The sequence below is a fragment of the Chroococcidiopsis cubana SAG 39.79 genome, from assembly GCF_003991895.1.
Classification (GTDB): Bacteria; Cyanobacteriota; Cyanobacteriia; order Cyanobacteriales; family Chroococcidiopsidaceae; genus Chroococcidiopsis; species Chroococcidiopsis thermalis.
Genome location: NZ_RSCK01000014.1, coordinates 109,228 through 121,270 on the forward strand (window position 1 = coordinate 109,228; position 12,043 = coordinate 121,270).

At 45.1% G+C, this 12,043-nt stretch carries 11 protein-coding genes and 1 pseudogene; 8 read left to right on the top strand and 4 right to left on the bottom strand.

Translation table 11 applies throughout. The annotated features are described in order from the left end of the window. Window positions 1-17 precede the first annotated feature (17 nt). Window positions 18-839 (top strand): nucleoside triphosphate pyrophosphohydrolase, encoded by an 822-nt coding sequence (gene mazG / locus DSM107010_RS11830; protein WP_106167773.1) that lies wholly within the window; start codon window positions 18-20, stop codon window positions 837-839. Window positions 840-855: 16 nt separating this feature from the next. Here the strand turns inward: mazG and crtH are convergent, their stop codons facing one another. Continuing rightward, on the bottom strand, window positions 856-2,400 hold the full coding sequence (crtH, locus tag DSM107010_RS11835; protein WP_015156460.1) for a carotenoid isomerase: 1,545 nt from the start codon (window positions 2,398-2,400) through the stop codon (window positions 856-858). A gap of 331 nt (window positions 2,401-2,731) precedes the next feature. Between crtH and upp the strand changes: the two genes are divergently transcribed. The 3 genes from upp (at window position 2,732) to DSM107010_RS11850 (ending at window position 4,214) form a co-directional block, all read left to right on the top strand. After that, entirely contained in the window at window positions 2,732-3,382 is a 651-nt protein-coding gene (gene upp / locus DSM107010_RS11840; protein WP_015156461.1) for a uracil phosphoribosyltransferase, read from the top strand. Window positions 3,383-3,439: 57 nt separating this feature from the next. Then, window positions 3,440-3,790: a ssl2009 family thylakoid membrane protein gene (locus DSM107010_RS11845; protein ID WP_015156462.1), complete on the top strand. Its 351-nt coding sequence runs from the start codon at window positions 3,440-3,442 to the stop codon at window positions 3,788-3,790. Window positions 3,791-3,929: 139 nt separating this feature from the next. Further along, window positions 3,930-4,214 carry a YggT family protein gene (locus DSM107010_RS11850; protein WP_015156463.1) on the top strand — a complete coding sequence of 95 codons (285 nt, stop codon included), beginning with the start codon at window positions 3,930-3,932 and terminating at the stop codon, window positions 4,212-4,214. A 159-nt stretch (window positions 4,215-4,373) separates the two neighbouring features. Here the strand turns inward: DSM107010_RS11850 and DSM107010_RS11855 are convergent, their stop codons facing one another. Both DSM107010_RS11855 and DSM107010_RS11860 read right to left on the bottom strand, forming a co-directional pair. Continuing rightward, window positions 4,374-4,814, bottom strand: coding sequence for a hypothetical protein (locus DSM107010_RS11855; RefSeq protein ID WP_015156464.1), 441 nt, complete (start codon window positions 4,812-4,814; stop codon window positions 4,374-4,376). 66 nt (window positions 4,815-4,880) lie between these two features. Then, window positions 4,881-5,261, bottom strand: coding sequence for a hypothetical protein (locus DSM107010_RS11860; protein WP_127023030.1), 381 nt, complete (start codon window positions 5,259-5,261; stop codon window positions 4,881-4,883). Here DSM107010_RS11860 and DSM107010_RS11865 point away from each other — a divergent pair. Continuing rightward, complete coding sequence (locus tag DSM107010_RS11865; protein WP_015156465.1) at window positions 5,203-5,838, top strand: hypothetical protein; 636 nt, start codon at window positions 5,203-5,205, stop codon at window positions 5,836-5,838. The genes DSM107010_RS11860 and DSM107010_RS11865 overlap by 59 nt on opposite strands. A gap of 81 nt (window positions 5,839-5,919) precedes the next feature. Then, complete coding sequence (xylB, locus tag DSM107010_RS11870; protein ID WP_106167771.1) at window positions 5,920-7,383, top strand: xylulokinase; 1,464 nt, start codon at window positions 5,920-5,922, stop codon at window positions 7,381-7,383. A gap of 83 nt (window positions 7,384-7,466) precedes the next feature. On the opposite strand, the gene DSM107010_RS11875 is transcribed toward xylB, so the two are convergent. After that, on the bottom strand, window positions 7,467-8,045 hold the full coding sequence (locus tag DSM107010_RS11875) for a hypothetical protein (RefSeq protein ID WP_015156467.1): 579 nt from the start codon (window positions 8,043-8,045) through the stop codon (window positions 7,467-7,469). A 1,609-nt stretch (window positions 8,046-9,654) separates the two neighbouring features. Between DSM107010_RS11875 and DSM107010_RS11880 the strand changes: the two genes are divergently transcribed. Together DSM107010_RS11880 and DSM107010_RS11885 are read left to right on the top strand one after the other, a co-directional pair. Then, window positions 9,655-10,518 (top strand): type 1 glutamine amidotransferase domain-containing protein, encoded by an 864-nt coding sequence (locus tag DSM107010_RS11880; protein WP_106167772.1) that lies wholly within the window; start codon window positions 9,655-9,657, stop codon window positions 10,516-10,518. Between the two features lie 50 nt (window positions 10,519-10,568). Beyond that, a pseudogene (locus DSM107010_RS11885) lies at window positions 10,569-11,993 on the top strand (thiamine pyrophosphate-binding protein); the annotation flags it as partial. Between the last annotated feature and the right edge of the window lie 50 nt (window positions 11,994-12,043).

Sequence of the window (12,043 nt, forward strand, 5' to 3'; positions counted from 1 at the left end):
CCAACTACCAACTACCAATGACAAAAGAGCGAATTCTCGCCGCCTTACAAGATCTAATTAATGTAGTAGCCAAATTACGATCGCCTGATGGTGGTTGTCCTTGGGATTTAGTCCAAACACCAGAAACGTTAATTCCCTACGTTACTGAAGAAGCTTATGAGGTCGTTGACGCGATTCGGAGTGGAGATAAAAATGCGATCGCGGAAGAACTAGGAGATTTACTATTACAAGTCGTTCTGCAAGCCCAAATTGCTTCAGAAGTGGGTGATTTTAGTTTGGCAGAAGTTGCTCAAGGCATTACCCAAAAACTAATTCGCCGCCATCCTCACGTCTTTGGCAATGTCACTGTAGAAAACGTCGAACAAGTGCGGCAAAATTGGGAAGCAATCAAAGCTGCGGAAAAAGGTGAATCGCCAATTGCAGCAGAAAAACTGACCAATAAACTTTTACGATATGCTCGAACACTCCCACCCCTCACCGCCGGAATGAAGATTTCGCGCAAAGCTGCGGCAGTCGGTTTTGAATGGGACAATGTAGAAGGAGTCTGGGAAAAATTTAACGAAGAATTGGCAGAATTTCAACAGGCGATCGCCCATGAATCTCCTGCAAGGCAACAAGAAGAACTGGGAGATTTGCTATTTGTCATTATTAATTTAGCGCGGTGGTACGATCTCGATCCTGATGCTGCCTTACAAGGTACAAATCAGCGTTTTATTCAGCGCTTATCTCAAGTCGAAACATTAGCAGGTCGTCCCCTAACAGATTACTCTTTAGAAGAATTAGAAGCTCTCTGGCAGCGTGCCAAAGCCCAGTTAAAGCAATCAGATAAACTGCCGTAATGCTGCTATTTAAACGCTACAATCCCAGATCGACAGCAATTCGATGAGCGCAGGCAAACCCCGAAAACGCAACTGCATTCAATCCTTGCCCTGGAAATGTACTATCGCCGACGCAATACAACCCAGGTACAGCCGTGCGATTAAATGGCATTCCTAACAATCCCAATAACTTACGCTGAGGTATGGGTCCATACGTCCCGTCATCTCGTCCTAAAAAGCGACGATGGGTGCGAGGCGTGCCTACCTCCATATAGTCTAAACCTGCATCTAGACCAGGAAAAATCTTTTCGAGGCGATCGATTACACGTCCGGCTGCATCTTCTTTCTTCTGTTCGTACTGAGTAGGCGATAATCCTTGCCAATCCTCTATCCAGCTAGGAGTAAAAGTGTGGACGATATGATATCCATCAGGTGCTAACTGGGGATCTAGTAAAGTTGGAATCGAAACAAAAATCGTTCCTTCTGCTGCCTCCATCTTGTCCCAATCTTCTAATAAAACGTGATGGCATTCGGTTCCTGGTGCTAACACATCTGCTTTAACTCCCAAGTGCAAATTGAGAAAACCAGGAGATTTTTGATATCTTTGCTGCCATTTCTGTTCCGAGGGAGGCATTTTCTCGGCTGGCAGTAATTTTTCAAATGTATCCCAACGAGTCGCATTAGAAACAACGCGCTTGGCACGATAGACTTCTCCTGATGTCAGTTGTACGCCTACAGCCCGTCCGTTTTCAGTCAGAATATTTGTCACTCTCGCTTCATACTGAATTTTCCCGCCAGCCTTTTCTAACCCCTCTACTAATTTCAGCGCAATTTGACCCACACCCCCTTTGGGGTAATTAATCCCGCCATAGTGTCTGTCTGAAAACACCATCCCTGCATTAATCATCGGTGTCATGTTGGCAGGAACGACCGACCAGATGTAACACTCTATGTCAATAAACTGCAACAGTTGCGGGTCTTTAATATAACGTCGTGCCACATCGCCAACATTTTGAGGCAAATACTTGGCTAACCCCAGACAAGAAAAAGGATGCTGAAAGAAAACTCGCGTCAAATACCGAGGTTCTTCTAACGACAGCAAGTCCATACTGTTGAGACAGTTGAAAACTTTCCAGCATTCGTTGTAAAATTTGCGGATGCCTTGGCGTTCGTGGGGAAAATAGGCTGTCAGTTCTTGCAAAAACTTCTCATAATTGCGGTGAACTTTTAAGTCTAAACCTTTGGGTAAATGATATTGAACTTGCACGGGATCGGGAGTTGTCTCCAGGCTCACATCAACTGCGGCTAAGGCTTTAGTTAATAAGTTAGTCGTTCCTTGCGTGCCGAAGCCAAAAATCATCGATGCCCCAACATCAAAACGGTAGCCTTCTCGCTCGAAGTATCCTGCACTACCACCAGGAATCAAGTAGCGTTCTAATACTAAGACTTTAGCGCCTTTGGCTGCTAGTTGAGTTGCTGTCACCAATCCCCCAATGCCCGAGCCGATGATGATGGCATCAAATGAGGAGTGAGGAGTGAGGGGTGAGGAGTAAGGGTTAGAGGCAGGTAGAACAGCAGGCATGGGGTTAGCACTTTAAAAGTCTTTACTGAATTTATAGTGTACCTTTTCTTCCTCTCGCTCCTCGCTCCTCACCCCTAAAAAAATAGGGATTAGCCGCACTTGCTGACCAATCCCGTCTGCCGATCCTTAAAGAGAGGAGAACACTTGAGAAACAATATAAACTTGATTGAGAATAAATGTCAATACTAATGAAAAATATTCTCAACTATTGCCAAGATGACCTACCTGATGTAAGGGAGAGTAATTTCGCGTGTCTACCCGTTAGCAAAATTTTGTGTCTCTACAGAGTATGATGATTCAACAATTGCATCACCTTGCCTTCTAGAGATTCATGACATTGCAACTGCGCGTTTACGTTCCTCCCCACCCATTAATTCAGCATTGGTTGGGTGTTGCTCGCGATGCTGATACCCCTTCTGTGCTATTTAAAAGCGCAATGACAGAACTAGGACGATGGTTGACCTACGAAGCAGTACGCGAATGGTTGCCAACAGAGGAATTAACCGTGCAAACGCCTCTAGCTACTTGTCCGGCAACAATGATTAATCCTACAGTGCCGATCGCGATCGTCCCAATTTTACGAGCGGGCTTAGCATTGCTAGAGTCAGCGCAAACTGTATTACCTTTAGCATCGATTTACCATCTCGGTTTGGTGCGTAATGAAGAAACGCTGGAAGCAAGTTGCTATCTGAATAAATTACCAGCTCAGTTTCCACCTGGGACGCGGGTGTTGATTACCGAACCGATGTTAGCAACGGGAGGTTCGATTATGATGACAATGAGCGAACTAACCAAACGGGGAGTCGATCCGGCGCTAACACGAATTATTTCCATTGTTGCCGCTCCCCCAGCTTTACAAAAATTAAGTGTGGCGTATCCCGGCTTAGTTGTATACACGGCAACCATTGACGAGGGAGTGAATAGCCAAGGGTTTATTGTGCCAGGATTGGGAGACGCAGGCGATCGCACCTTCGGTACATAAGGTTCAGCACATAAGGTAAGATGCAGCTGGGATCGTATTCTTTGGGATGGTGAGATTGTGAGTCAGCGTGATGGATTTAGCACTGGATTTATCGCCGGGACGATTGTAGGAGGTGTGTTAGGAGGTGCGATCGGCGCACTGCTAGTTACCCAAAGATCGTCAGAACAAGCAGCCGATCCAGATCGACGCAATGCCAATCTAGCCGGATCTAACAACAGGCGATCGCGGCGACAATTTAAAGCTGCTTCGGAACAAAGTATCGAAATTGCCCGCCGCAGCTTAGAAGATAAAATTGCCCAGTTGAATGAGACAATTGACGAAGTACGCTTGACGTTAGGACAAGTCAATGGGGAACGAGTAGGGGATTCCGAGCGCGTCCCGCACCGAGAAGAAGACATCGCGCCCTAGAATAGTATTATTCTATTCAGGTTGCTGATACTAACGGATGATGTCACCCTCAACCAGTTCTCTCCTTTGCTAGTCGCAAAGATCGGTTAGATTGAAAAGAATTGTGACTATTGATATTTGACAGGAAAGTTACCCATCTATGAGTTCAACCCAGCTGCTGGTAAATACACTTGCAACCTTCATCCAAATTTATTCTGTTCTCATTATTATTCGGATTTTGCTGACCTGGTTTCCCAGTATTGACTGGTACAATCAGCCTTTCGCAGCGTTGAGCCAAATTACAGACCCCTACTTAAACTTGTTTCGCTCAATTATCCCGCCTCTAGGTGGGATTGATATTTCTCCCATCTTGGCAATTCTTTTACTCAATTTGGCGGGTAGTTTGGTCGGTGGATTGAGCGGATCTCCGACAATGGGTTTTTAAGATATAACGATTCTCGTTATGATGCGATACATTCGTAGGGGCGCACAGCTGTGCGCCCCTACAGATCTTGTATTTCATCCAATTGAAAAAGGCTATAGAAGGAAATAAGCGAAGGGAACAGTTTTGCCCATTTCCTGTTCCCCGTTCCCTGTTCCCTCTTTATTTACGGATTTGGGCAGCAAAACCCGCTGCTTTAAATTGTTTCAACTGTAAAGGTAAAGGCTGATTTGCCGGAACGGAGAGTCGCATTTCAAAATCGCTAACTCCTGGTGGGATTTCGGGAATTGAACCCAGACGAGTGCGGTTTTGAATCATCGGGTCGTTATTAGCATCGTAAACTCGTCCGAAAATATCAGCATCATAAACAGTTTTATTCGTGGAATTTTCAGCTTTACCAGTGACAATAAAGCACTTTGCTGCCCTGGTGTTACCACCACTTGTCACTGCTCCTGCTGCTAGCTCGGCGGGACACTCATGATAATCAAGATTAGTTAATTTAATTTGAGTCAGGGCATGAGCAGGGGGTATATATAACCAGGGGCTAAACCAGGCGATCGCTCCCACAAAGCAAGAGAAAACTAAAGCCAGAATCCGCCGCATATTTTTAACTGTAATCTTAATCGGGACTAGAACCTCAGCTTACCCTAATCAGTGACCAGTGACCAGTTATCGGTGACCAGTGGTAATTGGTAGTTGGTAATGGGTAATTGGTTGACAGTTGACGGTAATTATTCTTCCTTGTCTCCCTTGTCTCCCCCCGCTGCCTTGTCTCCCTTGTCTGCCTTGTCTGCCTTGTCTGCCTTGTCTCCCTTGTCTGCCTTGTCTCCCTTGTCTCCCTTGTCTCCCTTGTCTGCCTTGTCTGCCTTGTCTCCCTTGTCTGCCTTGTCTCCCTTGTCTCCCTTGTCTCCCCCCGCTGCCTTGTCTCCTCACTCCTCGTCCCTCTGTAATAATTAAGAAAATAGAAATTAGCAGTAACGTGCTATTGGCTATGACTCCAGGTGAGATAGAAGCAGCCTTGCAAGCAGCGATCGCCCGCTGCGATGCCATGAATTACCCTTTGAATCCCCAGCAGCAACAAATTCTGCGGCAAGTGGTGTTGGAATCACTCTGTAAAGAAGGGTTGATAAATAGCAATCGTCAGGAGTGGCAGGAAATAAATCCTCTAGACGAATTGACTCTCGAACAACGACAAAGTTTTTTACAGTTTGTGAGGGAAAAGGAGCGACAGGAACGACCTTGGAAAGTTCAACTAATGAACGATTGGCTGCAAGAGCGAGATTCAGGCAGCGTCCAATTTATTCGCGATCGCTTTGGCTTATCTTGGCTCAATCGGATCGAACCATCTCATTTTGAAAAATATGTAGAAATTGATGACGAACCGCCAATGAAATTGAAAGTAGGCGATCGCATTGAGGTCTCTAATGCTTTGTGGGAGTGGGTTCAAGATGAAGGACCTTGCAGCCGTCAATGGTTTGTCTGTACCGTGCTTCAAGTTAACGAGGTTCGTAATGGTGAAGATATTATTACTAGTTGCATCATTCGTTTAATAAATACGGGTATGGAGTATGAAATTCAGGGAATTTATCAGTGGAATCGCTATTATTGGCGTTGGCTTCAGAGGTAATATTTTATTTCTCTTCTGAGCTTAAACCAATCGCCATTTTAAAATCGCTAAGATAGGATTTGTGAATTTGGGAAAAAGCGGTTGGCTGAAGTTGTTATTGGTTTAGATTTGGGTACGGGAGGGGTGCGAGCGATCGCAGTCGATCTCCAAGGGAAACCGATCGCGCAGACGACGAGAAGCTATCCCCTGTTAACACCACAACCTGGTTGGACTGAGCAAAACCCTGCTGATTGGGTTGCAGCTAGTCTAGAAGCCCTGTCAGATCTGACGCAAAAGCTGAACGGACACTCAGCGATCGCCCTGGGTTTATCTGGACAAATGCATGGTATGGTACCGCTCGATGCAGATGGTAAAGTGATTAGAGCGGCAATTTTGTGGAACGACCAGCGCACGGGTACAGCGGTTGATGCCATTGAAACTGCAATTGGGCGACAAGAGTTAATTCAACGCACGGGAAATCCAGCAATTACGGGATTTCAACTGCCGAAGGTGGTGTGGTTGCAGACAGCAGAACCGCAGGCATACGATCGCCTACAGCAGATTCTTTTGCCAAAAGACTATCTTGGATACGTGCTGACAGGGGAGGCAGTGACAGAGCCTTCTGACGCATCCGGTACGGGATGTTTGAATCTAGCGCGGCAATGGGATGCAGATATACTGAATGCCTTGGAGATCGATGTAGGGCTATTTCCTGCCGTAGTTGAATCCACCGCGATCGCCGGACGGTTGAAATCGGAAATAGCTAGTCGTACGGGATTACCTGCTGGATTACCTGTGGTTGCGGGTGGTGGTGACAATGCAGCGGCGGCGATTGGCTTGGGTATTTCGTCTAGTCATTTAAACCGGGGCAGTCTCAGTATCGGTACATCGGGAGTTATTTTTGTCCCGTGCGATCGCCCGGTTCCCGATCCTGAAGGGCGAGTGCATTTGTTTTGCCATGCTGACGGTGGTTATCACTTACTGGGAGTGACGCTAGCGGCTGGTGGGGCGCTGCGTTGGTACAAAGATACATTTGCCTCAAAGCTTGCCTTTACCGATTTGATGGAGATGGCAGAGCGATCGCTACCTGGTGCGCGTGGGGTGCTATTTCTACCCCATTTAGCAGGAGAACGCAGCCCCTACCTCGATCCTGATACTCGCGGGGCTTGGGTTAACCTGTCGTTGGCTCATACACAGGCAGATTTGGTTCGTGCCGTTTTAGAGGGGGTTGCATTTAGCTTGCGAACGGCAATGGAGATCGTTAGTGAGATTACGCCCGTTCATCAACTCTTAGCAACGGGTGGAGGCGCGAGATCTAACACTTGGTTGCGGATTCTGGCAGACATTTTACAAGCAGAACTGATGGCTCCTTCTTCAGAAGAAGGAGCCGCTTATGGAGCTGCTATTCTAGCAATGGTAGGAGTTGGCGCGCATCCAGATTTAGAGGCGGCGTTTGAGATCCTACCCCAGGATAATAAAGTCGTACAGCCACAAGCAAACCCTGCATACGAAGCAGCATTCAAGCGATACAGCTTACTGTACGAAGCCCTCAAAGCCGTTCGTTAACAGAAAATTATTGTAGGGGCGCTATTGTAGGGGTGCATAGCTATGCGCCCCTATGGTATGTATTTGCGATTCATACCTGTGGTTCAATCTGGAAAAGCCACACCAGTCATTGGATCGCGGATATACAGCCCTAAAGTGAGCGATCGCATCACTTCATCCCAAACGGGTGTTAACTGTTCTGCTTGGTCTGCCCAATAATCGAATGTAATCAAGCATTGAACGTTTGACCCTAAACCGATGCAAGTCCGCGAGAAAGCTTCGCGCGGTTCTTCCTGGGTGTCGATAAACTTAATCTCCGTCCACACAATTCTGGCAGTTTGGCGCTTAAGGGTAACAATTTCTCCCTTAGCAATAACGTCACGGCTGTCGTCTTCTACGATCTTCTTCAAGGTAGATTTTAGTGGAAACAGGCTCCAATCACGCGGTGGCAGGCGATTGAAAGACATTTCCAGACAGCAATCATCGTTGGGCGGTTTGCGATCGCGAAACTTGAACGAACTTTCTTGTGGCTCAAAAATCCAATTCTGGGGAACGTTAAAGCGAACAGCCCCCCGATCTGCGACAAAAATTTTGTAACTCGATGGTGCTTCCCAACGATGGTCGGGCTTTAGTTCAAGCGTTTCTTTGATCCACTGGAGATTGGTTTTCTTACGCTTTGCCATAGTGTTTCTGCAAATCTGCTCAAGAGATGCGATCGCTCTTTTTGCTAATGGTATCAACTAGTAAGGTGCGTTGTCGCGCCACGTATCACAGGTTGTGTTGCCAAAAGTAGTGACCGTTTGTTAGAAGTCACAATTATAATTACTTGAGAGTTTCACTAGCTTCAATATCTCTTTGCTAGGCTGTACGGCTCGATTAATGGTGAAGAATTTGTATGTCTTTCTAAAAAATACAATCCTGTTGGTGTAATTTTAAACAAAGCTATCGAGTGCAAATGACACTAGTTTAATAGTGCCAATAAAACTATATAAGCAATTGGTATATTATTACTAAATGTGAAATTATTTCAGCATAAACGAGAGAATGATTTAGAGTGAACGATAGAGAAAAGTTAAGTCGTGCCTTGACTAAGTTTTCTAATAACAATCGATCCACTATAATTTTTAAAACTGAATGTTGAGTTGAGATCTAAATATATTTTTAGATTAAAGCTCTCAACGGCTTAGAAATTACTTAGCTCTTTTCAGAACAAAGTCAAATAAACTTCGGTCAAAAATGAATACAACTTAATTAAGCTCTAATTTAATCAAAACGATATTTGTTAGTAGCTAAAGTTGAGGCTTGAGCGTATTTCGCTTAAAAATATAAAAGTATTGACTAAACCCGTTGTTTTTTTGGCAATATTATCTGTTGCTAATTGCCGATATTTAGCTAACCTACATTACGCTAGAAGCTAAAAATAATTTAGAGCGCTCGAAAACCAAACAAAATAGTCTCTTAGCTCAGGCAATTCCTGAAGAGAATTGACAAAGACTTTTACTAAAATGATAGAGACTATCTGAACTACTAAAGCAAAATTTCAGTTATTAAAAAACTATGAAATTCAATCAAAATAAACGAACTTGAAATACAATAAGTTACGAGAAAAGTTTGGCTCGATTGGAGATATCTTTTTTATCATCGCTATAGGTTTAGCACTAGTTCCTAGCATTAAAAGAATGTGTTTACAGCATGATTTTTTTATGAAATTAGGCTGCAAATGCAAAAAACAAATATGAATTAAATAAAGGAGTGAGTTCTATTTTAGTAATGGTTTGAGCTAGCATTACTAATTTCATTCGTGCGAAGATCATTTTTAGCGAACGAGTTACAACTTTAAAAAAACGTAAGAACAAGATGAATTCTAACTGGATAGAAATAAGTAATTGAATTAGATATAAAATATTTGCTGAAACCATTGTGTAGTAACTGTAGCTATTTCAGCATAAATTTTTAATGAAATTACGACTATCCCTGAAACTGAAACGCTCTTTTTTTATGCTCTATTTTCGCAATTCTACCTTTCAATTTTCACCCAAACGTAAATTCAAGTTTAATGCGAAGCTCTTACGTTCATAAACAGCTGAATTTATTACACCTCTCGGCTGTAGGCGCGATATCCAGTAATTGACAGTAATTGAGCTGTGTCTTTTACTCATTGCCTAATTTGGTTGATTCTAAGCTCAGTTAATCAATACTACGTGACTGCCTCAGGAGGGGTACAAGTTATTAGCCATCGCTCCTAGCGAAGTTCGCTCTGTCACAGCAAACTATGTAAGCGGAGAAGAAGTCGTGAAAAAAATTCTGTTGGTGCTATCAGAGTGGGGTTATTGGGGAGAAGAACTAATTGGTCCGTTAGAGGCATGTGACGCTGCCGGATATGACATCACATTTCTAACTCCGACTGGAAAGAAGCCAACTCCATTATCAGTCAGTTGCTCGCCAGGTTACATCGATCCACCCTTGGGTAGGTCAGTGACCTCGGAAGAAATGGCTGAAAAAACGCGGCAAGTGAATGAGTCAAATCGATTAGACCGACCCAAAAATCTTGCAAGTTGGATACCTCAGCGACCTTATCCTAGCTCTCCAACTTATCTCAGAGATATGGAAGCTTACTACATGAAGCTCGATAAGATCGTTGCCGAGGAACTGGGAGAGTATGATGCTCTCGCGATCGTCGGTGGTAGTGGAGCAATGATCGATCTAGCAAATAATCAGAGACTGCACGAGCTGATTCTTGGCTTTTATAAGCTCAATAAGCCAATTGCAGCCGAGTGCTACGGTGTTGCTTGTCTGGCATTTGCACGAGACTTTAGAGAGAAAAGGAGCTTGATCTGGGGCAAGCACGTCACGGGTCATCCCATTGACTATGATTACTTAGATGGTACGGGCTTTGAAGGTTTTCATGGGATTGATGGCTCTAATAGAGGATTTGGAGACGGATACATTAACTTTGGTCCTCCCTTCTACCCACTAGAGTTCATCCTTCGCGATGCTGTGGGATTGGATGGTGCTTTTATTGGTAATGTAGGACATCAGACATCGGTTCTTGTTGACTATCCCTTCATCACCAGTCGCTCAACTGCATCTTCTCGCGAGTGCGGTCGCATCTTGGTGCAAGTGTTGGAGAAGGGACTGACTCGCTACGGTTGGTAGCGGTGAGGAAAACGCTGAAAAAGCTATAGGTTCTGCACAAGGCGGAATTGATGATTAATAAAACTGGACGTTTTGCAATTCTGGAGCAATTTCTGGCAGATGGCATCCGTTACATATTTGGTAACCCCGGTACAGTTGAACAGGGTTTTCTTGATGCCCTTTGGGAATACCCAGATCTGAAATACATTTTGACGCTGCAAGAGACTGTTGCAGTGATGGCAGCTGATGGTTACGCACGAGCAACTCGGAAGCCAACAGTCGTGCAGATACACAGTACTCCTGGTTTAGGGAATGCGATCGGAGCGCTTTACCAGGCAAAGCGGGGTCACTCTCCACTAGTGGTTATCGGTGGAGATGCTGGAATCAAGTATCAAGCAATGGACGCTCAAATGGCAGGCGATCTAGTGGCTTTCGCTAAGCCTGTTACCAAATGGTCAACGATGGTAATGGAACCATCCTCGCTCCTACGGGTGCTGCGGCGGGCGATCAAGATTGCAACCACTCCTCCAACCGGACCAGTGTATGTTTGCTTGCCACAGGATGTTTTGGATGCTCCTGCGGTTGAGGAAGTAAGACCAACTTCGTTTCCCTCCACCAAAGTCATGCCAGATGAAGCAACGCTCAAGACTGGAGCCACAATGCTAGCAGCGGCTCAAAAGCCGATGATTTTTGTGGGAGATGGAGTTGCTTTTTCTGGGGCGCAGGATGAACTGGCTCGCGTTGCCGAACTCTTAGGTGCAGAGGTATGGGAAGCAGATGCTGGTGAGTTGAACATGAGCCATGCCCATCCCCTGTATCAGGGTGCAACAGGACATATGTTTGGCGATCGCAGCTTGCCGATTACGTCTAAGGGAGATGTCAATTTAGTTTGTGGCACTTACCTTTTGCCAGAGGTTTTCCCTGAAAGGGGTAATATCTTTGCTCCTGGTGCAAAGGCGATCCACATCGATCTCAATGCCTATGAGATTGCTAAAAATCACCCTGTCGATCTTGGGATAGTCAGCGATCCTCAACTGACCATTGCGAAGCTGGCGAATATTCTTGAAGCAATCATGACAACAGAACAGAAAGAATCTGCTAAGGCTCGAACTACTGAAATTACTCAAGCTAAAATAGCCAAACATGAAAGTGAGTTGGCACGCGATCGCGCTGTATGGGATGCCGTACCTCTGCATTTATCTCGGTTTATGGCAGAACTGGCAACTCAATTACCAGAAGATGCCATTATCTTTGATGAAGCTTTAACTAACTCCCCTGCGGTTACACGCTATAGACCGACAACGAAACCAGGACACTACTTCTTGACTCGTGGTGGTTCCTTGGGTGTAGGAATACCTGGGGCGATCGGTGTAAAACTTGCTAACCCCGATAAGACCGTCATTGGGTTAACAGGTGACGGTGGGGCTATGTATACTATTCAGGCTCTTTGGTCAGCCGCTCGCCATAAGGCAGCTTGTAAAAATAACTTGAGCAACTAAGTTATTACTCTTGGATTGATTTGATAGTTCCAATCGCCATGAAATCG